The sequence below is a fragment of the Caloramator fervidus genome, from assembly GCF_900108045.1.
In the GTDB taxonomy this organism is placed as follows: domain Bacteria; phylum Bacillota; class Clostridia; order Clostridiales; family Caloramatoraceae; genus Caloramator; species Caloramator fervidus.
Map to the genome: position 1 here is coordinate 16,609 of NZ_FNUK01000001.1, position 26,213 is coordinate 42,821.

Annotated in this window: 22 protein-coding genes; 21 read left to right on the plus strand and 1 reads right to left on the minus strand. The window is 32.0% G+C overall.

Translation table 11 applies throughout. The annotated features are described in order from the left end of the window. Window positions 1-10: 10 nt before the first annotated feature. The 5 genes from lgt to C4R78_RS00115 all read left to right on the plus strand — a co-directional run bounded on the left by lgt (window position 11) and on the right by C4R78_RS00115 (window position 5,350). Window positions 11-772 (plus strand): prolipoprotein diacylglyceryl transferase, encoded by a 762-nt coding sequence (gene lgt / locus C4R78_RS00095; RefSeq protein ID WP_103895055.1) that lies wholly within the window; start codon window positions 11-13, stop codon window positions 770-772. 89 nt (window positions 773-861) lie between these two features. Beyond that, window positions 862-2,049, plus strand: coding sequence for an RNA-guided endonuclease InsQ/TnpB family protein (locus C4R78_RS00100; RefSeq protein WP_103895056.1), 1,188 nt, complete (start codon window positions 862-864; stop codon window positions 2,047-2,049). Between the two features lie 166 nt (window positions 2,050-2,215). Then, window positions 2,216-2,962 (plus strand): hypothetical protein, encoded by a 747-nt coding sequence (locus C4R78_RS00105; RefSeq protein WP_103895057.1) that lies wholly within the window; start codon window positions 2,216-2,218, stop codon window positions 2,960-2,962. 562 nt (window positions 2,963-3,524) lie between these two features. After that, window positions 3,525-4,037, plus strand: coding sequence for a sigma-70 family RNA polymerase sigma factor (locus C4R78_RS00110; RefSeq protein ID WP_103895058.1), 513 nt, complete (start codon window positions 3,525-3,527; stop codon window positions 4,035-4,037). Between the two features lie 44 nt (window positions 4,038-4,081). Next, window positions 4,082-5,350 carry a D-glucuronyl C5-epimerase family protein gene (locus tag C4R78_RS00115; protein ID WP_103895059.1) on the plus strand — a complete coding sequence of 423 codons (1,269 nt, stop codon included), beginning with the start codon at window positions 4,082-4,084 and terminating at the stop codon, window positions 5,348-5,350. A gap of 17 nt (window positions 5,351-5,367) precedes the next feature. On the opposite strand, the gene C4R78_RS00120 is transcribed toward C4R78_RS00115, so the two are convergent. After that, window positions 5,368-5,970 (minus strand): Ig-like domain-containing domain, encoded by a 603-nt coding sequence (locus C4R78_RS00120; RefSeq protein WP_103895060.1) that lies wholly within the window; start codon window positions 5,968-5,970, stop codon window positions 5,368-5,370. Between the two features lie 108 nt (window positions 5,971-6,078). On the opposite strand from C4R78_RS00120, the gene C4R78_RS00125 reads away from it, so the two are divergent. From C4R78_RS00125 to C4R78_RS00200, 16 genes are all read left to right on the plus strand, one after another. Next, a complete protein-coding gene (locus C4R78_RS00125; protein WP_103895061.1) occupies window positions 6,079-9,543 on the plus strand; it encodes a DUF5050 domain-containing protein in 3,465 nt (1,154 codons plus the stop codon). Window positions 9,544-9,602: 59 nt separating this feature from the next. After that, complete coding sequence (locus C4R78_RS00130) at window positions 9,603-10,757, plus strand: CD0519/CD1768 family membrane protein (protein WP_242971164.1); 1,155 nt, start codon at window positions 9,603-9,605, stop codon at window positions 10,755-10,757. An 87-nt stretch (window positions 10,758-10,844) separates the two neighbouring features. Beyond that, window positions 10,845-11,333 (plus strand): NADH-quinone oxidoreductase subunit NuoE family protein, encoded by a 489-nt coding sequence (locus C4R78_RS00135; protein WP_103895063.1) that lies wholly within the window; start codon window positions 10,845-10,847, stop codon window positions 11,331-11,333. Between the two features lie 2 nt (window positions 11,334-11,335). After that, window positions 11,336-13,138 carry an NADH-quinone oxidoreductase subunit NuoF gene (locus C4R78_RS00140; protein WP_103895064.1) on the plus strand — a complete coding sequence of 601 codons (1,803 nt, stop codon included), beginning with the start codon at window positions 11,336-11,338 and terminating at the stop codon, window positions 13,136-13,138. 19 nt (window positions 13,139-13,157) lie between these two features. Further along, window positions 13,158-14,894, plus strand: a complete 1,737-nt coding sequence (locus C4R78_RS00145; RefSeq protein ID WP_103895065.1) for an NADH-dependent [FeFe] hydrogenase, group A6 — start codon at window positions 13,158-13,160, stop codon at window positions 14,892-14,894. 12 nt (window positions 14,895-14,906) lie between these two features. Beyond that, the gene (locus C4R78_RS00150) at window positions 14,907-15,296 is read left to right on the plus strand and encodes a type II secretion system protein (protein ID WP_103895066.1); all 390 of its coding nucleotides are present in this window, start codon (window positions 14,907-14,909) and stop codon (window positions 15,294-15,296) included. Window positions 15,297-15,392: 96 nt separating this feature from the next. After that, window positions 15,393-16,748 carry a S41 family peptidase gene (locus tag C4R78_RS00155; protein WP_103895067.1) on the plus strand — a complete coding sequence of 452 codons (1,356 nt, stop codon included), beginning with the start codon at window positions 15,393-15,395 and terminating at the stop codon, window positions 16,746-16,748. A 2-nt stretch (window positions 16,749-16,750) separates the two neighbouring features. Beyond that, window positions 16,751-17,539: an undecaprenyl-diphosphate phosphatase gene (locus C4R78_RS00160; protein WP_207654252.1), complete on the plus strand. Its 789-nt coding sequence runs from the start codon at window positions 16,751-16,753 to the stop codon at window positions 17,537-17,539. A gap of 90 nt (window positions 17,540-17,629) precedes the next feature. Beyond that, window positions 17,630-18,295: an ATP-binding protein gene (locus C4R78_RS00165; protein ID WP_103895069.1), complete on the plus strand. Its 666-nt coding sequence runs from the start codon at window positions 17,630-17,632 to the stop codon at window positions 18,293-18,295. 133 nt (window positions 18,296-18,428) lie between these two features. After that, the gene (locus tag C4R78_RS00170; RefSeq protein WP_242971165.1) at window positions 18,429-19,634 is read left to right on the plus strand and encodes a cation:proton antiporter; all 1,206 of its coding nucleotides are present in this window, start codon (window positions 18,429-18,431) and stop codon (window positions 19,632-19,634) included. A 31-nt stretch (window positions 19,635-19,665) separates the two neighbouring features. Beyond that, a complete protein-coding gene (locus tag C4R78_RS00175) occupies window positions 19,666-20,940 on the plus strand; it encodes an ArsB/NhaD family transporter (protein WP_103895262.1) in 1,275 nt (424 codons plus the stop codon). Between the two features lie 15 nt (window positions 20,941-20,955). Next, a complete protein-coding gene (locus C4R78_RS00180) occupies window positions 20,956-21,432 on the plus strand; it encodes a hypothetical protein (protein WP_103895071.1) in 477 nt (158 codons plus the stop codon). Between the two features lie 77 nt (window positions 21,433-21,509). Beyond that, window positions 21,510-22,973 (plus strand): response regulator, encoded by a 1,464-nt coding sequence (locus C4R78_RS00185; protein ID WP_103895072.1) that lies wholly within the window; start codon window positions 21,510-21,512, stop codon window positions 22,971-22,973. A 10-nt stretch (window positions 22,974-22,983) separates the two neighbouring features. Then, window positions 22,984-24,099, plus strand: a complete 1,116-nt coding sequence (locus tag C4R78_RS00190; RefSeq protein WP_103895073.1) for a HEAT repeat domain-containing protein — start codon at window positions 22,984-22,986, stop codon at window positions 24,097-24,099. Window positions 24,100-24,103: 4 nt separating this feature from the next. Continuing rightward, complete coding sequence (locus tag C4R78_RS00195) at window positions 24,104-25,513, plus strand: glycosyltransferase family 2 protein (RefSeq protein WP_103895074.1); 1,410 nt, start codon at window positions 24,104-24,106, stop codon at window positions 25,511-25,513. Window positions 25,514-25,554: 41 nt separating this feature from the next. After that, a complete protein-coding gene (locus C4R78_RS00200; RefSeq protein WP_103895075.1) occupies window positions 25,555-26,157 on the plus strand; it encodes a CAP domain-containing protein in 603 nt (200 codons plus the stop codon). Window positions 26,158-26,213: the final 56 nt, after the last annotated feature.

A 26,213-nucleotide genomic window follows, 5' to 3' on the forward strand; every position in this document is an offset into this window, starting at 1 on the left:
GAGGTAAATTATGCATCCCATACTTTTTAAAATAGGTCCTATAACTATTTACACCTACGGCTTTTTAATGGCGGTTGCTATAATTTCAGGAATAATTATAGCTTCTTATAGAGGAGAGAAAATAGGAATAAAAAAAGATATAATATATGATTTATCTTTCTATGGAATTTTAGGAGGGCTTATAGGGGCAAAGCTTCTTTACTTTATAGCTGAAGCAAAAACTATATTTAAAAATCCAAAGGAAATTTTATACATGCTAACAAGCGGTTTTGTAGTATATGGAGCTTTAATTGGAGGAGTTTTAACAGGGTATATATACTGTAAAGTTAAAGGAATAAACTTTTTAAAAATGTTTGACCTTTTAGCTCCATCAATGGCCTTTGCCCAAGGTGTAGGAAGATTAGGATGTTTTTTTGCAGGATGTTGCTATGGAAAACCTACAGACCTTCCAATAGGGGTTGTTTTTAAAAACTCCCCCTTTGCTCCAAATGGAGTAAAACTTATCCCAACCCAGCTTATATCCAGCATAGGTAACTTTATAATTTTTACTATATTAATCCTTTATTCCAAAAAAGAAAGAAAACAAGGCAAAGTTGCAGCCCTTTATATGCTTTTATACAGCATAGGAAGATTTTTAATAGAATTTTTAAGGGGAGATTTTAGAGGAAATGTAGGCCCCTTTTCAACTTCTCAGTTTATAAGCATAATAGTATTTTTATTATCACTACTTTTATTGAACTATGAGAGACTAAGGGGGGTAAGAGACAGTTAAAAAATATTTATTAAAACTATTATAAAATTGTTGAGTTTGCCAAATTAATAGGTCAAAAGCCAAGAAGATGATTAAGGGGCTGACTGAAAATGATTAAAACATACAAAGTTATGCTTTTACCAAACAATAAACAAAGAACAAAACTCTTTGAATGTGCCGGTGTTGCAAGGTGGGCATATAATTGGGCACTGGAGCAACAACAAAATAACTATAAAAATGGTGGAAAATTTTTAGATGACAAAACATTACGAAAGAGATTAACGCAACTTAAACAAACAGAAGAATACAAGTGGCTTAATGATTATTCAAATAATATTACAAAACAAGCGATAAAGGATGCCTGTCAAGCATATAAAAATTTCTTTGAAGGTAGAGCAAAATTTCCAAAGTTTAAGTCTAAAAAAAGAAGCAAACCAAGTTTTTATCAAGACACAGATAAAATTGTTATGACAGATACTCATGTTAAATTAGAGAAACTAACTACTTCTAAAAAGAAGAATAAACAAAAATTTAATTGGATTAAACTGGCTGAAAAAGGAAGAATACCAATAGGTAAAAATATAAAATACTCTAATCCACGCATAACTTTTGATGGTTTAAATTGGTGGTTATCAATAGGAGTAGAAGAAGAAACACAGCAAGGTAATACCCAATATTCAGAAGGAATTGGTATAGATTTAGGAGTAAAGGATTTAGCAGTAGTTAGCACAGGACAAAAGTTTAAGAATATAAACAAATCAAGCAAGGTAAAAAAACTTGAAAAGAGGCTTAAACGACTGCAAAGGAAATTGTCTAAAAAATATGAACTAAATAAAATTAAAATAGAAGGAGGTGAATACCGTTACAGAAAAACTAAAAACATTAAAAAGTTAGAATTCCTTGTTCTAAAGACACGAAGAAGGCTTAAAAATATAAGGCACAATTATATCCATCAAATAACTACATCTTTGGTGAGAGCCAAGCCAAAGTATGTAGTAATGGAAAGCTTAAATACTTGTGGAATGCTTAAAAATAGAAAACTCTCAAAGGCAATACAAGAACAAGCTTTCCATGAATTTAAAAGACAGATGGAATATAAATGTGCCTTAAATGGAATTAAGTTTATACTTGCAGATAGATTCTATCCTTCAAGCAAAATTTGTAGTAGATGTAGTAGTGTAAAAGATAATCTATCGTTATCAGAAAGGGTTTTTGTATGTGATAACTGTGGATATGAAATAGATAGGGACTTAAATGCAAGTATAAATCTTAAAAATTATGGCAAATCAATAGCATAACACTATGTACCCATACGTTAGTGGGGAATTTAAGCCTTCGGAGTGTCAAATAAACACAAGTAGGGTTAACCGAAAGTGGGCACGATGAACAAGGAAGGAAACATAAACTTTATAAGGTTTTATATATACCTTATAAAGTTTTGTAAGTTTTCTGTAACGGGATTAAGTGAGACGCTTTTTAATACTTTTATCCTTGTTTTTTCTAACTTCTTGTGGGAGGGTAAACCCTGATATAAAAGGTGAGCTTAGTGAAAACATAGAAAGAATAGTTATAACAAACACCCGCTATGCTGGAAGATATACCATAATAGATAAAAAAGCAATTTTAAGGTTTAAAAATAAAATAATAAGGGCAAATAAGGCAAGTATAAACTCAAATCTTGATCCCGACTTTGTGTTTGATTTTTATTCAGGAAACAAAAGGGTTGCTAGTTTTAAATATATTGCAAAAATAAACGACAAAGAGGTTGCAAACTTAATAGATGAAAAAGGAAACCTATATAATGTTTCAACCACCATTGAAGATGAATTTATAAAAAGGCTTTTAAAGGTTTCTAAAAATGAAAATGTTCCAGAATATTATGTTTCAGCTATAAACCTTATCATAGAAAAAATAGGAGCAAAGGATTCAGTAATTGCCGTTGACCTTAAAAAAGAAGTCATGACCTTAAGATACTTAACTTCAGTTGATATAAAAGAAATATTTGAAGGAATAAACAAAAATGGAGTAAAGGTTGTTTTGAAAGATAGCACAAAAAATTATGACTATTTAATGATACTAGACACAAAAAAATATTCAGGAAATAGAGTAGAGGCAGAAATTACAGTTGTGGATAATAAAGGCACAAAGGTTTTATATAAGCTTGAAGGAAATTATAAAGACAAATGGGAGTTTTTTATAAGTTTTAAGTAATATTCAGCCTAGGTTGTGCATTGGCAATATACAACCTAGGCTGAATATTTTTGTCTAAATTTGTCGGAAAAATTTTCTAAAAAACTCGGAACATTTTATATAACTTTCTAGTCTTTATATGTGGAAAGAAAAATTTGATAAAAATTTTTTAAAACTGTGGAACTTTTTCATAGAAACAATCGTCTATTTTAGTGCAAAAAGGAATTGTTAGAAAAAAATACATTGTAAGAATTCCCCTTGAAAAATTTAACTTTTTGTTATATCATATTAATTAGCTTAAATATCCAAAACAACCAAAAAACTGGGCTATGATGAAATTCATCATAGATAAAAAATAAGACTCAATGTCAATAGTTAGGGCGGGCAAATTTTAGGATGCCCGCCCTTGCTAATTTATAAAGGATTTTTACATCAGTTGGCTTTTAAAAATTTTCCTTATGAAAAAATAACATTCAGCTTCCAAAAAATATTTTTCAAAGCGGAAAAGTGTAGGGGATAAAGCTTTTCCGCTTTTTGTTTTTTCCCCTTCCTTGTTTAGAATTTTAAGGGGGAGGGGGATGTTATGGATAAGGAGAAGGTTTTAAAATCCTTTGAACCTCTTTTGAAAAAGTGCTGCGGTATATATTTAAAAAATTTTTCTGATTTTGAAGATGCAATGCAGGAGGGGAGGATTGCTATTTTAAAGTGTATTGAAAACTATAATGAAAATTTAAAGGTCCCCTTTGAGGCCTATGTAAAAAGGGCGGTTATAAACACTATAAGGGATTTTTCAAGAAAGATTAAAGATATGGAAAGTTTAGATGAGGCAGTAACAGAGGATGGGGAAAACTTTTATGAGATAATTGCTTCGGATTTTGACCTTGAAGGGGATTATTTTAAAAAGGAGGATATAAAGAGGCTTTATGATGCTTTAAAAAAGCTTACCAAAAAGCAAAGGGAGGTTATAATAGAGCATTTTTTCAAAGGAAAACCATTAGTTGAAATTGCAAAAAACAAAAGGTGCCACTATATGGCTGTTGTAAGGCTAAAGGATAGGGCTTTAGATAAGCTTAGGGAAAACTTTATTTTTAAATAAAAATTACGATATAATATATGTAGCAAACCATAGGGGGAGTTTATGTGAAAAGATTTTTGGCTTTTTTAATTATAATGCTTTGTTTTACCCAAGATGTATTTGCAGGAAGGGAATACCTTTTAAAGTATGCCTATCCTAAAGATGTTAAAACTAAATCTATATACGATTTACTTGGCAAGGGGAAAAATTATAAGAATGCAAAATCAAGGAATACAAGAATTTTAAGTAGTATAAAAGATAAAGTTCCTCCTAAAGTTGTCTATACCTATCCTTCAAATGAAGCAAATAACGTTGATTTAAATGTTTCTATAAGGATAAAATTTAGTGAAAATATAAGAAAAGGGGTAAATTTTAGCAAAATATATTTAAAAAGGGGAAATGAAGGGGAAAGGTTTAGTATAGCTTTATCTAAAAATGAGGTTGTTTTAAAGGCAAGTTTAAAACCAGATTCTGTTTATACAGTTTATATTCCTAAGGAAGCTTTTTTGGATTATTCTAATAATAAGTTTTTAGGATATAGTTTCAGCTTTAAAACTAAGCAGCTGATAGCTAAAACTTATTTAAACAGCCCCTTTAGTTTGATTATGCCAAACGTTGATTTTAGCGATAAAGATTTTAATTATGATAGCGGTGGTGAGTATTTGTTTTTTGATTATATAAAAAGGATTAAAAATTTAAATTATGTAAAGATGGAGGGTATTCCCTTTGTTTATGAAGGAAACCAAAAAAAGTTTAATCCTTTGCTTTGCGCTGAGTATGGTCTTCAGGAGTTTACGTTTTATAAAAATGGAGATTTAGAAGCTTTTAAAGGGGCAAAATCAGCTGCAGATTATCTTATTTTGCATCAGCAAAAGGATGGAAGTTTTATAAATGATTTTAATTATAAAGAAGGTAATATAGAAATGAAAGAAAAATGGAAAAGCGACTTGACTCAAGGGATGGCAATATCTTTATTTATAAGGCTTTATAAAGAAACGTTAGATGAAAAATATTTAAACGCTGCAAAACTTTCTTTAAAGCCTCTTTTAAATAAAAGTGTATATGATATGTTTGATAGGAATTCTAAATATACTTTAAGCAGTCATATGTTTGTATTGTTTGGGCTTTATGATTTGTCTTTTTATAGCCCTGAAGCTTTATTAAAATTTAATGAAGGGGTTGAAACTTTAAAAAAGATTTTGCCAGATATGTTTGAAAATGAAAAGTTTTATGAAGATATTCAAATAGCTCAAATTAAAGCTTTAAATTCCATTTTAGAGGACCCTTATTTTGAAGAATTTTTAGTTGATGTTGAGCTTTTAGATGTAGAATAAGGTGGGATTTTCCCACCTTATATTTCTATTTCTTTATTTTCTGCTTCTTCTTTTAAGTTTATATATCCTGTGTATAAAAGTTGGTTTTTTGAGTTATAAAAGTATATTTTTGGGTTATCTTCTGGCATTATTATTTTTACAGTTTCATTAAGGTTAAAATAAATCGAGCTATTTTCAAATTTAAACTTTACAGCTCCATTTATTGAGGTTTGCTTTATTTTTATCTCCTTATACCAAGGGGTTTGACCTATTTTAATGTCTACTATGGCTTTATGTTTTGGAATTGTTGTAAAAAATATTCTATATTCTTGTTTTATAGGTCTACCGGCTAGGGATTTTATATTTTTTTTGGTTTCTATTATATATTTTTTGTTAAGCTCATACCCCCCATCTGGAGGATAAATTATAATGCTTTTTCCATCGCTACCTTTTTTAAAGGTGCAGTTTATTATTTTACCGTTATCTTCTTTTACAACTATGCTATCTTTAGAGAATTTAATTTGAGTGTTAAATTTTAATGTCCATATTTTGTTTGGACTTATGTTTGTAAAAGTTTTAAAATAGGAGGCATATACGGTAGAATTTATAAAAAGTAAAATTAATATGATTAACTTTTTCATTGTATCCCCTCGCTTTTTTAATTATATTATAAATTAGCTTTAAGTAAAAATTAAGTATAAATTTTTGTTGTTTTTTTACGATAACTAAAAGGGGGAGGGATTAGGTATATGAAAAGGATTTTAAGTGCCCTATTAGTTTTATTTTTATGTTTTACGCCTTTAGTGTCAGCTGCGCTTCCTGCAAATTCAATTATAGTTGGAAATAAAATTTATGATGTTGAATACGTAAAGACTCATACTGATGAAGTAAATCAAGAGATTATAAAAAATGCAGGCTATATTTATTTTATAGATAATGAAGGTAAAATAGTAAATATGGAAAGTGGAAATGTAATTTCAGAGGATCAACTATCTAAAGTATTAGGAAGTAAGTTGACTTATTATGATTCATCTGGAAACGTTAAAGTTTATATTTCAGATAGCACAGGAATTTATAAAGATGTTGCTAATGAGGATGTTACTTCTTATGGATATGCTGTAGCTGATATTACAATAAGCAGCAGTTTAACTTCTGAGTATAAAGTTATTAGCGTAAGGGTTAAAGATATAAAAGGGGTTAAAAATGCTTATTCTTTTGCTGTAAATAATGAAGCTAATATAAGGAAGCTAACTGAGTCTTATACTTATATATCACCTTTAAATTTAAACGAAAATTTAAATATGACAATTTATTTATTTACAGCAGCAGGGCTTGAGTTAGGCTCTGGTAGTGTAACTATTCCTAAAGATAAGTTAGCTTCTCAAACATATTTTAGCATCCCCTTTACAGTTACTTTAAAATCCTATTCTTCAACAGGTTTTTTAGGCAATACACCTGGAAATTTAAGCAATGCAGGGCTTGCTGTTCAGGATGATGATTTTATATATTATAGCAATCTTGCAGATGGTGGAAAGATATATAAAAAGAGCATAACAGGAATTGATGAATATCCCCTTGTTGAAGATAATGCTAAATATTTAAACATACAGGATGACTATATATATTACAGCAATTATTCAGATGGAGGAAAAATATATAGGGTAAAAACTGATGGAACAGGAAGACAAAGATTGAACAACGATATGTCCTCTTATATAAACGTTGTAGGAGATGATATTTATTATATAAATAATTCCGATAAAGCAAAGATTTGCAGGTTAAGGCTTGGAGCAAAACAGGTTATAACTAGTGATTCGGCTTCGTTTTTAACTGTTTTTGGAAATTATATTTATTATGTTAACAATTCAGATAAAGGAAGGCTTTATAGAATAGATGTAAATGGCAAAAATAAAACTGCCCTTTCAAGGGTTGGCGCAAGGTATATAAACCTTTTATCAGATGGAACTTTGTTTTTCTCAGGAACAGATGGAAAGCTTTATAAGTATTCTATTCAAAGTGGAAACTTATCGGAGATTCCTATAACAAGCTATATACCTCAAAAAGGTGGAAATTCAACAAAGCCAGTAAGGGACAAGATTTCTGTTGTAAACGTTTATAGTTTAAATGAAATTTATTATAAAAGTTATTATGATGGTGGAAGGCTTTATAAGGCTGATATGTATGGTTATGGAACAAGGGTTGTGGAGGATAGCATAGGATATATTAATATAGCAGGGGATTCGATTTACTATACAAAAGGAAACAGGCTTTATAGAATTCCTATGAATAATTCAAACAATCAAAAGCCAGAGGCTGTTGCAAAGATTAAGTTTGATGATAAGGTTGTTTTAATAGATCCTCTGCCTGTTTTAAATGTATCAGATCCTTCAGGTATAGTATTGCCGGATAAGGTTTCTGCTATAATGAGCGACAATACTATAAGGGAGCTTTTGGTTAACTGGGATTTAAATAAAGTTTCTGTTAAAAATGGTATTTATCAATATAAAGGTAAAATTGTAGGATATGGAAATAGCGTATCCTTTGCAGCGGCGTTAAATTCAGAGTCTATAAATCCAAAGAATATTTATGTTGAAAATTCTACTGATAAGGGTCAGGATTTTATAAGGGTAACAGGATTAAAAAGTGGAGATATAGTTTACCTTTATGATCCTCAAAACATGACAAAAGCCCTTACAAAGGCAACGGCTGATAAGAATGGAATTGCAACCATAAAGTTTGAACTTAATAGCAATGGAGGAACTTTAGCCTTAACGGTTAAAAGGGCGAATAGGGCAGAAAGCAGGGCAACGGTTATTAACTACCCATCTGAAGCTCCAATTATTGTAAGCGTTGGATATAATGAAGCAGATAAGAAGTTTGAGGTTGTTTATAAAGGAAATTCAAGTAATATAAAATTTGGATTTGCGCCTTATTTAACAATAAGCCTTGATAATAAAGAACTTGATAGTAGAATAAGTTGGAATGAGGCTACAGCAGATCAAGTTGAAGGAGAGACTAACTTATATAAGTTTACTGTTTCATATGATGATTTTATGGGAGTTATTGGAAAGGTAAATGCAAATGATACTGTAGCAAGGCTTTATGTAAAATATCAAGATGGAACTAGCCTATCAAAACCAGCGTATTTATATAAACAGGATATGCCTTTAAATTTAGCCTTTGATGTTAATTCAAGAAGGATTTTAGGAACCGATGCAGTTATGGAATATACTTATGATCCAAATACAGACAGCTGGAGGATGTGTTCTGCGCCTTATACTGATGTAGCAACAAGTGGTAAAGTAGGTGTATATGTAAGGTATAAAGCCTATGCAAATAAGCTTCCAAGCAAATATACCTTTGTGCCATTTGTGGAAAATCCTATAATTGTTACTGCTACTAATAATGGAAATACAATCTCTGAAGGAAGCGTTGTTGAAGGAGTTGTTAATATTAGTGTAGCATTAAATAACAATTTACCAAGCAGTGCTAAAATTTCTTCAGTAAAAGTAGATGGAATAATTAAGAGCAATTATAATAATATTGCTATTTCCGAAGAAGGATTACACACTGTTTATGTTGAAGCTACAGTTGAAGGAGCAAAGATTACAAAAGAGTTTAAGTTTACAATAGATAATTCAGAGATTCCTTCAGCCAACATAAAGATTGCAACGCCATGGGGAGATACAGGCCTTCAAAAATATTATGAAGCCAAGGTAACGTGGGATGGTTTTGATAGCAATAAATTTACAAGAAGTGCTGTTATAATAAAGGATGGAGGAATTCCTATACCATACTTTATGGGGATGAATGTGGTTGAGTATATAAAGAGTGCTACAAATATAACAGATGATAGAAAGTTAAATGGAACCTATAAAATAAAAGTTACAACCACTAAAAAGTCAACTGGAAAGTCTAAAACAGAAGAAATAGAATTTGAAATTGATAGAACTCTTCCAAGCTTTGAAGCTTATGCTAATAGCGATACCCTTGATACTAACACAGAATATGTTGCAAGTAATTCTATAAATTTAACTTGGAACGATGATAACGAAGTTAAAGCCTTTATATCAAGAAATGGTGGACAGGAAGTTGAAATTACAAATGGATCAGTTATCAACCTTCCTGGAAGCTATAGGTTAAGATTTATAGTAAAGAGAAAAGAAAATGGTGCTGTTGTAGAAAAAGTTTACAGAATAAACTTAAGCTATTAATTTAGTTAGGGTAGGGTATCCTACCCTAACTAGTTTTTAAAATGGATAGGAGGGATAGCATGCAAAAGAAGGTGGTAAAGGCTATAAATAAGGAGTCCTTTATTTTTCTTGGAATCATAATTTTATTTTTTGGCTTTTTAGCAAAAACTATGGGGCTTGCTAATATGTTTAGCACTATGATGAAGACAGCCCACGACCTTTTATTAAATACGGTATTTTTCATAATGGCCATTGCAGTTTTAGCTGGGGCCTTTGGGGCTTTGCTTACAGAGTTTGGAGTTGTGGCGCTTATAAACAGAATATTATCTCCCCTTATGAAGCCTTTATATGATATGCCTGGTGCAGCAAGCATAGGGGTTTTAACTACATATCTTTCCGATAATCCTGCTATAATTACCCTTGCAAAGGACAAGGGATTTAGAAGATATTTTAAAAAATATCAAGTACCTGCCCTTACAAACCTTGGAACAGCCTTTGGTATGGGGCTTATAGTAACAACCTTTATGATAGCTCAGGCTCCAAAGGGGCAAAGTTTTGTTTTTGCTGCAATAGTTGGTAATATAGGTGCTATAATAGGAAGTATAGTAAGTGTTAGAATTATGATGTATTTTACAAAGAAAAAATATGGCATAGAAGAAAAAGCCTTAGAGGGTGAAGCAGAGTTTGATATAACGGAGTATAGGGAAATAAGAAGTGGAAGCACCTTCCAAAGGGCCCTTGAAGCTGTTTTAGATGGTGGAAAAGCAGGAGTTGAAATGGGACTTTCAATAATTCCGGGGGTTATAGTAATATGCACCCTTGTTATGATGCTTATAAACGGACCAAAGGATGGGGTATATACAGGAGCAGCCTATGAAGGAGTTCCAGTTTTAACTTGGATAGGAGAAAAGTTAAGCTTTATATTAAAACCCCTTTTAGGATTTAAAAGCCCAGAGTCAATAGCCTTTCCTATAACTGCCCTTGGGGCGGTTGGAGCTGCAATTGGGCTTGTTCCAAAACTTTTACAGCAGGGGCTTATTGGAGCAAGGGAAATTGCAGTATTTACAGCCATGGGTATGTGTTGGAGCGGATATCTTTCAACCCATGTTGCCATGATGGATGCTTTGGAAGCTAGGGACCTTACAAATAAAGCAATTTTAGCCCATACAATAGGTGGTCTTGTTGCAGGAATTGTAGCGAATTTAATAATGAGTGCCAGCCAATTTATGTTTTAAACGGCTGGCACTTATTTTTTGTATTAATTTTTGATTTTTAGTTAAAAATAATAGCTAGGTAAATTTTACAGCTAAAGGAGGGTTAAAATGCCAAAATATGAGGTTGATGAAGCTAAGTTAAGGCAGCTTGAGGAATATATAGATTCCCTTTCTAATAAAGAAGGTGCTTTAATCCCTGTTCTTTATAAGGCTCAGGAGATTTTTGGATATTTACCTAAAGATGTTCAGCTTTTTATTGCAAGAAAGCTTGGAATTTTTGCTGCAAAGGTTTATGGCGTTACAACCTTTTATTCTTATTTTACAATGCAGCCTCGCGGAAAGCATGTAATAAACATATGCATGGGAACTGCTTGTTTTGTAAAGGGTGCGGATAAAATTTTAGAAGAGATTAAAAAGGAGCTTGATATAAAAGAAGGAAATATGTCAAAGGATGGAATGTTTAGCGTTGATACTTTAAGGTGTGTTGGGGCTTGTGGACTTGCTCCTGTTGTTATGGTGGATGGAAAAGTTTACGGAAGGGTTAAGGTAGAAGATGTTAAGGGAATACTAGATGAATACAGAAAAAGGGAGGGTTAAAGATGATAAATTCAATAGAAAAGTTAAAAGAGATTTTAGTTTGTGGAGGGACGGGATGCCAAGCCTCAGAAAGCAATAGGGTTTTTGAGGTTTTAAAGGAAGAGGTGAAGGCAGAAAATTTAGATAAACAGGTTAAGGTTATAATGACAGGCTGTTTTGGGTTTTGTGAAAAAGGCCCCATAGTTAAAGTAATGCCTGACAATGTTTTTTATGTTGAAGTAGATGAAGCTTCGGCAAGAAAGATAGTTAAAGAACATGTATTAAAGGGAAGGATTGTAGAAGAAAAAATATATAAAGATCCAAAAACTTTAGAAAAAATACCTGAGCAAAGCAGCATTCCGTTTTATAAAAAGCAAATTAGGATTGCTTTGAGAAACTGTGGAAAGATTGATCCAGAAAATATAAATGAGTATATAGCTTCTGATGGATATATGGCCCTTGCAAAGGTTTTAAAGGAAATGGCCCCAGAGGAGGTTATAGATATTGTAAAAAGAAGCGGGCTTAGGGGAAGAGGGGGTGGAGGATTCCCAACAGGTTTAAAATGGGAGGCTACAAGAAAGTCAAAGGGGGATGTAAAGTATGTAATATGCAATGCCGATGAGGGAGACCCTGGAGCATTTATGGATAGAAGCATATTAGAGGGGGACCCCCATTCTGTTTTAGAGGGCATGGCAATAGCAGGTTATGCAATAGGGGCAAAGCAAGGGTATATATACGTAAGAGCAGAGTATCCCCTTGCAATACATAGATTAAAGATTGCCATATCCCAAGCAAGGCAGAGGGGATTTTTAGGGGAAAATATACTTGGGACTGACTTTTCCTTTGACGTTGATTTAAAAATAGGAGCAGGTGCTTTTATTTGTGGAGAAGAGACTGCCCTTATAAATTCAATTGAGGGAGGACGCGGAGAACCAACTGTAAAACCTCCATATCCTGCTCAGGTTGGACTTTGGAAAAAGCCAACTAATATAAACAACGTAGAAACCTTTGCTAATATTCCTCCTATTATTTTAAACGGTCCAGATTGGTTTAGCTCAATTGGAACAGAAAAAAGCAAGGGAACAAAGGTATTTGCCCTTGCAGGAAAGGTAAATAATGTTGGGCTTGTTGAAGTTCCTATGGGAATAACCTTAAGGGAGATTATATATGACCTTGGAGGAGGAATAAAGGGAGGCAAAAAATTTAAGGCAGTTCAAACAGGAGGACCATCTGGAGGATGTATTCCTTATGAATATCTTGATACACCAATAGATTATGACAATTTAAATGCCCTAGGGTCTATGATGGGATCTGGTGGAATGATTGTTATGGATGAAAATGATTGTATGGTTAATATTGCTAAGTTCTATCTTGAGTTTAGCTGTGATGAATCCTGTGGAAGATGCACAGCTTGTAGAATAGGAAACAAGAGAATGCTTGAGATTTTAAATAAGATAACAGAAGGTAAGGGAGAGATGGAAGATTTAGAAACTTTAAGGGAGCTTGCAGAGACTATTAAAGATTCATCTTTGTGCGGACTTGGTCAAACCTCTCCAAATCCAGTTTTATCTACAATGAAGTTTTTTTACGATGAATATGTTGCTCATGTTAAGGATAAAACCTGTCCTGCTGGAGTTTGTACAGCATTGCTTAAATACTATATAATCCCAGAAAAATGTGTAGGGTGCACTGCTTGTGCTAAAGTTTGTCCTGTAAATGTTATACATGGCGAGCCAAGAAAAGTTCATGTTATAGATAGGGAAGGATGTATAAAGTGTGGAGAATGTTTTAGAACGTGTAGGTTTGGAGCAATAACAAGAAAATAACTTAATAAGGAGGGATAGAATGATTAATATTACTATAAACGATATAAAGCTTCAGGTTCCTTATGGGACTACGATTTTAGATGCTGCCAAGATGGCTAATATACATATTCCTACCCTTTGTCATCTTAACCTTCATGATATTAATATGGTAAACAGGACGGCATCCTGTAGGGTATGTCTTGTTGAAGTTGAAGGAAGAAGAAATCTTGCACCAGCTTGTGCCACTGAATGCTTTGAAGGAATGGTTGTAAAAACTAATACAGAAAGGGCAATAAGAGCAAGAAGGACTATGGTTGAGCTTTTGCTTTCTGACCATCCTACTGACTGTTTGGTTTGTGAGAAAAACGGGAATTGTGATCTTCAAAGGCTTGCCGCAGAGCTTGGAATAAGAAAGATTCGTTATGAAGGGGAAAAGTCAACGTATACAAAGGATAGCTCAAGCGGAGCATTATATAGAAATCCAGATAAATGTATAATGTGTAGGCGCTGTGAGACCATGTGTAATGAGGTTCAAACCTGTGGCATTTATTCTGCTGTTGATAGGGGATTTGAAACGGTTGTTGCCCCAGCCTTTAATCTTCCAATGATAGATACTCAATGCACGTTTTGTGGGCAGTGTGTGTCAGTTTGTCCAACTGCTGCTTTAACTGAGGTAAGTTATGTTGACAAAGTTTGGGAGGCTCTTTTTGATTCTGAAAAGTATGTTATAGCTCAAACAGCTCCTGCAATAAGGGTGGCTTTAGGTGAAGAATTTGGATTAAATCCTGGAGATAATGTAACAGGAAAGATGGTAGCAGCTTTAAGAAGGTTAGGGTTTAAAAAGGTATTTGACACTAATTTTGCAGCCGATGTGACAATAGTTGAGGAAGCAAAGGAGTTTATAGATAGACTAAATGGAAAAGGAAGACTTCCAATATTAACAAGCTGTTGTCCTAGCTGGGTAAAGTTTATAGAGCATCAGTTCCCAGAGCTTTTAGATATTCCATCCACCTGCAAATCTCCTCATATGATGTTTGGGGCCATTGCTAAGACTTATTTTGCTGAAAAGTTTAATATTGATCCTGAAAAAATAGTTGTTGTATCTATAATGCCCTGCATTGCTAAAAAGTATGAAATTCAAAGAAAGGAATTCAAGCACGGCAACCTTCAGGATGTAGATTATGTAATAACCACAAGGGAATTTGCAAGGATGATAAGAGAAGCTGGATTAGATTTTACAAAGCTTCCTGATGAGGATTTTGACAATCCCCTTGGGGAATCAACAGGAGCGGCGGTTATATTTGGAGCAACCGGTGGTGTTATAGAGGCAGCTTTAAGAACAGCTTACGAGTGGATAACAGGAGAAAGCTTAGGAAATGTTGAATTTAATGAGGTAAGGGGACTTAAAGGTTTTAAAGAAGCTACAGTAAAAATAAAGGATATGGACATAAAAATAGGTGTTGCAAATGGACTTGGAAATGCAAGGAAACTTCTTGAGGATATAAGGGATGGGAAAAGGTTTTATCATGCTATAGAAATAATGGCTTGTCCGGGAGGATGCATAAATGGTGGAGGCCAGCCTTACCATCATGGAAATCTTGACATAGTAAAGGCAAGGCTTGAAGCTTTATATAAATTGGATAAAAGTAAGCCCTTGAGAAAATCTCATGAAAACCCTGCTGTTATTCAAATGTATAAGGAATATATAGGGGAAATTGGAGGAGAAAAGGCCCATAAACTTTTACATACCCATTATACTAAAAGGGAAAAGATTTAAAGGAGGGACATTATGAAAAAAAGGGGCTTTACCCTTTTAGAGATGATTATTGTAATGGGTATCATAGCTTTTATTATTAGCATAGCTACGCCCTATTTTGCAAAGTCTATTAAAAAGTCAAAAGCAATGGCAGATGTAATATCTGCTAAAAATATTGCAGTAGCCATTCAAGAAGCTATTCTTGATGGGAAAAGCATAGAAGAGACAAATTCTTGGTCAAAAGTTCAAAATATCAGCTTTCTTAACAACTATATTGAAAACTTTTCTTCATTAAAGCCTAAGATGAATAGTTTATATGATTTTTATTATAAGTATGAACAAAACAAACTTTATATTGGAGCAGGAGATGAAAATAGCGTAATAACTCTTTATCCAGAGGCAGATATTGAAAATTATAAATAGCCGCTGAGGATATTTCCTCTTTTGCGGCTATTTTTATTGCTGATGTGTTTTATTTTTGCTAAAATAAAATAGAGTTTTACAAAAGGGGATGGTTGTATGAAAAAAAGGTTTTTTGCGTTTTTGCTTTTTATTGTTTTTATTTTTAGTATAAATTTAAATGTTTATGCAGATGCCCTTGATGATGTAAAATTTATTCTTAAAAATTATTATGTTGATGATGTTCCTCAGAAGGTTTTAGATGCAAATAGCATAGATGAAGCCTTAAAGGCTTTAAACGACCCCTATACTCAGTATTTTACAAGGGAAGAGTTTAATGACTTTTTAAATAGCATAAATAATTCTTTTTCAGGGATTGGAGTTCAAATAGAGAAGGTTTCTGAGGGAATAAAAATAATGACGGTTTTTGATTCATCGCCTGCAAAGGAGGCAGGTTTAAAGGCAGGGGATATTATAATAGAAGCTGATGGGACAAGCCTTAAGGATTTACAGCTTGAAAAGGCAATAAAGCTTATAAGGGGTGCTGAAGGGACATCTGTTAATTTAAAGATAAAAAGAGGAGATTCTACCTTTGAAGTTTTAGTAACAAGAAAAAAAATACAGTTTCCTACTGTTGAATTTAAAAAGATTAATAATATAGGCTATATTAGGATATTAAGCTTTGGTGAGACTACGGATGTTGATTTTAAAAACTATGTTGAAAAGAATAAAACTTTAGATGGGTTTATAATAGACCTTAGAAACAATCCGGGAGGGTATTTGCAAACAGCTGTTAATTTAGGGGGATATTTTGTTGGGCAAAAACCTATAGTTTTATTAAAGGGAAAAGATTTTACGCAGGAGTATGAATCAGATAATGATGAAATATTAAAGGGCAAGAAGGTTGTGTTTTTAGTTAATGAAAACAGCGCTTCGGCATCAGAGGTTTTGACAGGAGCTATACAGGATTATAAAAGAGGACTTATAATAGGAAATAAAACCTTTGGAAAAGGAACAGTTCAAACCTTTTTAGGCCTTTCTGATGGAGGAGTTTTAAAGCTTACTATTCAAAGGTTTTATTCTCCAAAAGGGAATAAAATAAATAAAGTTGGAATACAGCCTGATATCTTTGTTAAGGATTCTCAAATGCAGTTTGATATAGCTTACATGCTTTTAGGAAAGTCAAGTAAAATTAAAAAAGGTTTTTGTATGGTTAAAATAGGAGATAGCTATTATGAGATAGATAAAAATCTTTTAAAAAATAAAAAGTATTATGATGCATTTATTTATCTTTTAAATAATAACTATATAAAGGAATACTATGATGGAACAAATCAAAAATACGTAAGGATTGCAATGAAAAAAAGCATTATAGAAAAACTTGCAACCGGTAAGGCTTATGTTGAAAGGGTAAAGACTAAAAAAGGGTATTCTTATGTTATAAGGTATTATACAGCCTTAAAGAAAGGGGCATAATTATGATATTAAAAGCTATAATACTTGGAATAATAGAAGGACTTACTGAGTTTTTGCCAATATCTTCAACAGGACATCTTATAATAGCAAATAAATATATAAATTTTACTGGGGAGTTTGCTAATGTATTTGATGTTGTAATTCAGGTTGGAGCTATTTTGGCTGTTATATTTTATTTTTGGGATAAGATATTTCCAAGTTTTAACAACAAACAAAAGGCAAAGAAGGTTTATTATCTTTGGGTAAAGGTTGTTTTAGGATTTTTACCTGCGGCTGTTTTGGGTTTTTTATTTGAGGATAAAATAGATAAATATCTTTTTAATCCTTTATCTGTTTCCATTGCCCTTATTTTTGGAGCTATTCTTCTTTTAATAGCTGAAAGTAAGCTAAAAAGGGTTAGGGTTTTTGATACCGATGATATGACTTATATGGATGCTTTATTAGTTGGAATATTTCAATGCCTTGCCTTATGGCCGGGAATGTCAAGATCCGCCTCTACAATAATAGGAGGACTTTTGATTGGGCTTTCAAGGGAAGTTTCAGCGGAATTTTCCTTTTTCCTTGCAATACCAACCCTTATTGGAGCATCTTTTTTAAAGCTTTTAAAATCAAGCCTTTCATTTAGTTTAGTGGAATGGACTACGCTTTTTATAGGAACTTTAGTATCCTTTATAGTTGCTCTTCTTGTTATAAAGTTCTTTATGGGATATATAAAAAGAAAAGACTTAAGACCTTTTGCTTATTATAGAATACTTCTTGCTGTTATTGTGATTTTATTTGAAATTTTATAGCACCTTTGGTGCTATTTTTTATTTTTTGTGATTTATATCACTTAAGTTTTTGAAATTGTTTATTATAATCTAACTAAAGGAGGGATGAAAATGATAAGAAAGATAGTTCATATAGACGAGGAAAAGTGCAATGGATGTGGACTTTGTATTCCAAATTGTGCAGAGGGAGCTTTAAAAATAATAGATGGAAAGGCAAAGCTTGTTAAAGAAAGCCTTTGTGATGGACTTGGAGCATGCATTGGCTACTGTCCACAGGGGGCTATAACGATTATTGAAAGGGAAGCTGATGAATTCGATGAAAAGGCGGTTCAAGAACATCTAAGCAGAATGGAAAATGAAAATCATAACATAGGGGGATGCCCTGGAAGCATGATTAGGCAAATAAATAGACAATGGCCTGTGCAGCTTGCACTTGTGTCACCATCTGCACCATATCTATATAGGTCAGACCTTTTAATAGCTGCAGATTGCACAGCCTATGCCTATGACAACTTCCACAACGACTTTATAAAAGATAGAACTGTTGTTGTTGGGTGTCCAAAGCTTGATGATAACGACTATTATATAGAAAAGCTGACGGAGATTATTAAAAATAATGATTTAAAATCCATAACCGTTGTAAAGATGGAGGTTCCCTGCTGCAGTGGGATTTCAATGGCAGCAAAGGTTGCAAGGGATAGAGCAGGTGTTAAAATTCCTATAAAGGTAGTTACAATTGGTATAGATGGTGAAATTTTGGACAGTTCAAATGTTTAGGTAGGCAAGGCCTACCTATTTTTATTGGGCTATGGAATATTTATATTTTTTTTACACAAAATTAACAATGAGGAAAGTTTAAGGTGTTATAATACCTAGGGTTAAAGGTAATACATAAATGGAGGGTAGAAAAATGGAAGCGGTAAACCTTATAGGGATGTTTGCAGCCATTATATTTGCAGGACTTATTTTTACAAAATTAAGTAGAATTGTTAATTTGCCCGATGTTGTTATGTTTATTTTGGCTGGAATTATATTAGGGCCTTATGGACTTAATTTGATTAATATCGATAAGTATCCTTTAGGTAACGAATTAATATTAACCTTTGGAGCGGCATATATACTTTATGATGGAGGAAGAGAGATAGATTTTAAAGTTTTAAGAAAGGTTAAGTGGTCAGTAATATCTTTAGCTACTATCGGTGTTATCATTTCTGCGTTTTTAACAGGATTTTTTGCAATGAAGATATTTAAAATTGACTTTATTTATGCTTTATTGTTAGGTTCTGTTATATCTTCAACTGACCCTTCTGTTCTTGTGCCATTATTTAAAAGTTTAAACGTAAGTGACAAGTTAAAACAGACGATAATTTCAGAGTCTGCTTTTAACGATGCAGCAGGAGCTATTATAACTTTTGCAGTTTTAAATATTATTACAAAGGGCACTTTTAGTTTAGGCCATAGCGCCTTTGAACTTATAAAAACCTCTTTGGGTGGAATAATAATTGGAGCTATAATAGGATATATAGCAACTTTCCTTGTAGGGCATAAAAAATATGCATATTTTGAAGAACACCCATCAGAGATAGCTATTGCGGCTGTTGCGGGAGCCTATGTTATTGCAACTAAACTTGGCGTAAGCGGTTTTATGGCAGTGTTTGTTATAGGAATGATATGTGGAAATAAGAGAATGTTTGACCTTTATATACCTGATGAATATTATGTAACCCACACAAGATTTAAAGAAGTTACGACGCTTATACTTAGAATGATGATTTTTATACTTCTTGGAACGCATATAAATTTTGCACTTCTTTTAAAATATTGGAAAGAAGCTTTGCTTGTCGTTGCGGTCTTAATTTTTATTGCAAGGCCGGTTTCGGTATTTTTCTCTATAATTTTTGATAAAAATGCTGAATGGAATTTTAAGGAGATAATATATATGATGTGGGTAAGAGAAACTGGGGTTATTCCTGCTGCCCTTTCAGGAATGCTACTTACTATGAAAGTACCTCATGCTGACATAATTTCAGCAGTAACTTTTGCAACTATTATAATAACATTAACTTTACAAGCAAGTTCGGCAAAATGGCTTGCAAAGGTGTTAAAAATAATGTAAAGGGAGATCTATGTTAAAGGGAGGATTTTATATGAATTTAGTTCAGATAATATCTATACTTGTATTTTTAGTTACTTTTATATTTATAGTAACCGAAAAAATAAACAGGACTATTGCTGCAATGCTTGGGGCTATGTTGCTTCTTATAGTTAGGATAATAGACCAGGGAAATGCTACTGAATTTATAGATTATACTACCATTGGAGTATTGGTTGGAATGATGATAGTCGTTGCTATAATAAAAAGAACAGGGCTTTTCCAATACCTTGCTATAAAAGTAGCTAAAATGGTAAAGGGGGATCCTTCAAAAATAATAATTTTATTTGGAATTATGACGGCGGTTTTATCAGCATTTTTAGATAACGTTACAACAGTTCTTCTTATGATTCCAGTTACCTTAGTTATATCAAAACTTTTAAAGATAAGCCCTATTCCTTTTATTATGGCAGAGGTTTTATCTTCAAATATAGGAGGAACAGCTACTTTAATAGGAGACCCACCAAACATTATGATAGGTTCAGAAGCAGGACTTGGATTCTTAGATTTTTTGCTTAATTTAGGACCTGTTATTCTTGTTATACTTTTTGTAACTGTTTTTTTAATAAGATTTATATATAGAAAAGAATTGCATGTTGAAAAAGACTTAAAAAAGTATATAATGGAATTAGAAGAAAAAAATGCAATAGTAGATAAAGAGTTATTAGTTAAAAGTTTAACAGTTTTGTTTTTTATAATATTAGGTTTTTTCCTACATGAACACTTAGGTTATGAATCTTCAACGGTTGCTCTTTCTGGAGCTGCGGTTCTTCTTCTTATAAGCAAAGAAGATATTGATGAAATTTTAGTTGAAATAGAATGGCCTACGATATTTTTCTTTATATCTTTGTTTATAATAGTTGGAACCTTAGAAAAGGTTGGAGTAATAAAAATGCTTGCAAAGCTTGTTATAGATTTTACAAAGGGCAATTTAGTTTTAACGACTATTATTATCCTTTGGGCGTCAGCTCTTCTTTCAGCTTTTCTTGACAATATACCTTTTGTTGCAACAATGATTCCTCTTATTAAAGGTCTTAAAGCTTTAGCAGGAGTTAATATAGAGCCTCTTTGGTGGGCGCTTTCTTTAGGAGCCTGCCTTGGGGGAAATGGAACTTTAGTAGGAGCTTCTGCTAATGTAGTTACTGCAGGGGTTATGGAAAAGGAAGGGTATAAAATAACCTTTAAAGATTTTATTAAAGTAGGTTTTCCAATAATGATTATTTCTATTTTAATTTCATCTATTTATCTTATTATATTTAAGCTAAAGTAGAAAAGAGGGGTGGGTATGAAGCAAATAAATGTTAAAGAGACAATGCATGAAATGCTTTTAAGGCAAATGGGGGCAAACGTTGTTTGCTTTTTAGGTAAACAGTGTTTTGTAAAATTTAATATAAACGGCTATGAAGTAAGCTATGCTTACAATATAAATGCAAAGGAAAAATATTTTCTTCAAAGGGTAAAGCCTTATCCTATGATTGCAGGGGTTTTTGAAGATCTTAGAGATGTTGTCAACATGATACAAATAGATGTTGAACAGTTTAAAAATGTAATAGAAAGCGGTAAGTTTGAAAAATTTTTAGAACTTAATAAAAAAATATTAGATACAGCAAGGAACCTAGAGGATCTATTCTTATACTATATAGTTGACGAAGAGGTTTTTGATGAAATTTCAAAGGAAATAGAAAAGGTAAGGGAAAAAATACACGAATGTGCAGCACCTGAGAAGAGAGTTTACTTTAAAAAGGATCCTGAGACTTTGTAAAAGTATAGGAAATTTTCCTATACTTTTTTGTTTTTTAAGGGTATAATATTTATTAAAATTATTTTTAAGGTGGTAGCATGAAAATTAATGAGGTTTTAAAGGAAATAGATTATTTGATAAATCATTTTGAAAGTTTAGATTTACAAAACTTAAAAGAGAGGTTAAATAGATTTTTAAAGGAGTTTGAGGATAATAACATATTTGAAGCTTATTTTCCTCTTTTGAATTTACTTGAAAATTTCAGCAAAGAAAAGGTTTTAGAAGTTTTAAAGGAAATAAAAATTTTAATTACAAAATTCTTTTTAAAAGAGGATAATTTTCTTTTAATAACAGAAAATAAAGAGGATTTTTATGACCTTATAAAAGTTTTAACTTTAGAAGGTTTTAAAGTTGCAATTGAAGGATATAGTGGGGACATAATTGATTATGTTTATTCAAAAAGGCCTGAAGCTTTGCTTATAGATAATGATTCTAAAAATCATGGTTTTTTTATTATGAAAATAATAGATGATGAGGAAATAGCCAAAAAGATGCCTGTTATTGTTTTAGGTTCATCTAAAGATGATAAAATAAAGGCACTTTCTTTAGGGGCCATAGACTATATTCAAAAGCCTTTTGATTTAGATGAGGTTGTTTTAAAGCTTAAAAATATATACAGGCTTTCTAATATTTATATTAAAAATAACATATATGACATATTTACAGGCGTATATTCAAGGTTTTATGGGGACCTAATAGTTAAAAAAGAATTTTTAAAAGCTAAAAATGATGGAATAAAATTAATATATATGCTTTTAGATTTTGATGGAATGGCAAATATAAATCTTAAATTGGGCAAAAGCAAAGGGAATGATGTATTAAAAGAAAGTGCAGCGCTTTTTAGAAATATAATACCTGAAAGCGATGTAATATATAGGCTAAATGGTGATGAGTTTGCTATTTTATTCTTTAATAAAAGTATAATTGAAGTTTTAGCTTTGGCAGAGAAAATGCAAAAAGAACTTGAAAATCTTTCAAAAAAATATGGAATAAGTTTAAGCTTTTCAGCAGGTGTTGCAGAGTTTGATAATAACATGAAAAGCGTAGAGGATTTAGTAAAACTTGCAGATTTAAGCTTAAAAAAAGCAAAAGCAGAAGGGGGAAGAAAAATATACACATCAAAACAGGTTTTGAAGGATGCAAAAAAGAAAATCTTAATAGTTGATGATGATAAGATAATTCTTTCTATATTAAGCAAGAGATATTCAAATAAAGGCTATATGGTGTTTACAGCGTCAAATGCAGAAGAAGGAGTAGAAGTTTTTAAAGAAAATACAGATATAGATTTAATAATATCAGACTTTTATATGCCGGGGATGACGGGAGATGAATTTACAAAGGAAGTAAAAAGTTTAAATAAAAAGGTAAAGATAATAGTTTTATCTGCCCACAAATCGGAGGAACACGTTAAAAAGGCTTTAAATGCTGGGGCGGATGACTATATAACAAAGCCCTTTTCACCTGTTGAGCTTGATATTAGGATTAAAAAGTTAATTGGTTAGTGGTGGTATTATGGAAAAGTTTGTTTACACATCTATTGTGTTTTTTACAGCTGTTATTTTAACCCTTTATGTTTACCTTTTGGTTGAAAAAATGTTGGAAGCTATTAAAAGCAAAATTAGAGAAGTTAACGAGGATGCAGTTTTTAAGTTAATAGATGAGATAATTTTAAAATTAGAAGAGGAAAGTTTAAAAGATGAGGATGTAATAAAAATAAAGGAAGTTATAAAAAGCGGAATAAAAAGAGAATTGGTGGAAGAAAGATTAATATATTATTTTATGATCTACAGCGGGGATATAATAAAAAAGCTTACAAAACTTGTTGAAGAAGTAGGTCTTGTTGACTTTGAGATTCGAAATTTAAAATCAGACAATCTATATATAGTTTCTCTAGCAGCAAGAAGGCTTGGAGAGTTTAGAAGCAAAAAAGCAATAGAGCCTTTGTTAAAGGCTTTGAATATAAATTCCAATGATGTTAAGTATAATGTTCTTTTGGCGCTTTCTAAGATAGGAGATGAAGATGCTTTTATAGAGGCTTTTGAAAAGCTTGAAGATAAGATTTTATTATCTGAAAGAAGTCTTATAGAGATAATAGATGATTTTGAAGGTGATAAGATTAAAGTGTATAAAAGAATGTTTAATTCAAATAACAGTTTTTTAGCTTCTGTATTTATGAAGTCTGCCGCAAACTATATGGATGTTTCCCTCTCAGATATTGTGGCAAATTTTTTAAAAGATCCTAATAAGGAAAAAAGGATTGCTGCTATAAAGTTCATAGGAAACTTATCTGATGTTAGATATTTAGATGACATAATAGAAAGGTTGCAGGATGAAGATTGGGAAGTTAGGGCGGTTGCAGCAAAGGTTTTAGAAAGGTTTCAAGATGAAAGGGCTGTTATGCCTCTTGTTAAGGCTTTGTCGGACAAGGTTTGGTTTGTAAGGTATAATGCGGCATCATCCCTTATAAAGATTCCAAAGGGTATAGATGCTATAGATATTGTAATGCAGGGAAATGATAAATTTGCTAAAGATATAATACTTTATGCTGTTCAAAATATAGAGCTTTTGGAAGTTACAGAAGATAACAGGGAAAAGATAAAGGAAATTATAAAAAAGTATAAAAGGTGATGTTATGGAAATTTTAAAGGATATAATATTAAAATTTAATTTGTTTGTAATCTACTATGTTGTAGCTATAAATTTTATATACTTTGTTCAACTTATATTATCAGCTTTAAGCCTTTATGGGTATATAAGAAAAGTTCGCTATTCTGATTATCAAAATTACACAACTTCTTATAATATGGTTCCTGTTTCTATTTTAGTTCCTGCTCATAATGAGGAAGAAACTATTGTTGATAATGTGAGAAATCTTTTATATATTAACTATCCGGAATTTGAAATAATAGTTATAAACGACGGCTCTAAGGATAACACGCTAAAAAAGCTTATAGACGCTTTTTCACTTAAAAAAATAGATCAGCCTGTAAGGTATCTTATTAAAACAAAAAATATAAAAGGTATATATAAAAATGTAGATATACCAAACCTTGTTGTAGTAGATAAAGAAAATGGAGGAAAGGCAGATGCTTTAAATGCCGGAATAAATGTTTCAAGATATCCTATATTTGTTTCAATAGATGCAGATTCTATATTAGAGAGCGATTCTTTAGTTAGGGTTATAATGCCTTTTATAGAGGATAAAGAAACTGTAGCAGTTGGAGGCATAGTAAGGATAGCCAATGGATCTTTTATAAAAAGAGGATTAATAAAAAAGGTTGAACTTCCAAAAAATAGAATTGCCATGTTTCAAATAGTTGAGTATTTAAGGGCCTTTTTAACAGGAAGAATGGGATGGGATGCTTTAAACTCGCTTTTAATAGTCTCTGGTGCCTTTGGAGCTTTTAAAAAGGATGTGGCAGTTGAAATTGGAGGATATGCAAATGGAACTGTTGGAGAGGATATGGAAATAATAGTAAGGATTCATAAACATATGAGGAAGCACAAAAAAAGATATAAAATAAAGTTTATTCCAGATCCTGTTTGTTGGACTCAAGCTCCAGAAAGTCTTAAAGACTTGAGAAGTCAAAGAAGGAGATGGCAGATAGGTCTTATGGATTCTCTTTTTAAACACAAGGACATGCTTTTTAATCCAAAATATGGGATAATAGGTCTTTATGCATACCCTTACTTTTTATTCTTTGAGATGTTGGGGCCTATCATTGAGATAATAGGATATATATTTGTTCCTTTGTCTTATGTTTTTGGAATTTTAAATTTAAAATATTTTACTCTGTTTTTAATAGCGTCTATACTTTATGGAATAATTTTATCAATAGGAGCAATCCTTTTAGAAGAATATACGTTTAATAAATACCCATCTTTAAGACAAGTTATGAAGCTTACGCTTTATGCTATTTTTGAAAACTTTGGTTATAGACAGCTTACAAGCTTGTATAGGTTTGAAGGGATATTCAAATATAGAAAATTAAAGCACAACTGGGGAAAGATAAAAAGAGTAGGCTTTACAAAGTCGGCATAAAAATTATGCCTCTACACAAAATAAGTGTGGAGGTGATTTTTTTGAAATTTAAAAGGCTTATATTAGCTTTACTTGTTTTAGTGATTTTAAATCAAAAAGCTTTTGCTAATCAAATTTATACTGTAAAATTAGGAGATACTTTATATAAAATATCTCAGCAATACGGTATATCCATTGCAGAAATTTTAAAAGCTAATCCCGGCATAAAAAATCCTTCTATGATTTATGTAGGACAAAAGATAGTTATTCCTAATGACCTTAGGGCTTTTGAAAAGGAAGTAATAAGGCTTGTTAATATTGAGAGGGCTAAGGTTGGTTTAAAGCCTTTGACGGAAAACTTACAGCTTAGCAAAATTGCAAGATTAAAATCTCAGGATATGGCAAGCAAAGGTTATTTTTCGCATTATTCTCCAACCTATGGCTCCCCCTTTGATATGATGAAAAAGTTTGGAATAAAATATACATTAGCAGGGGAGAATATCGCTATGGGTCAAAAAACTCCAAAAGAAGTTGTAACTGCGTGGATGAATTCACAAGGCCACAGAAGAAATATATTAAATCCTAATTTTACTCAAATAGGAGTTGGTGCGGCAAAAGATTCAAGAGGGAGGATTTATTGGACGCAAATGTTCATAAGGCCTTAAAAATTGTAGCATAAAAATCCCTTCTGCATATTATAAAAATATGCGGGGGGATTTTT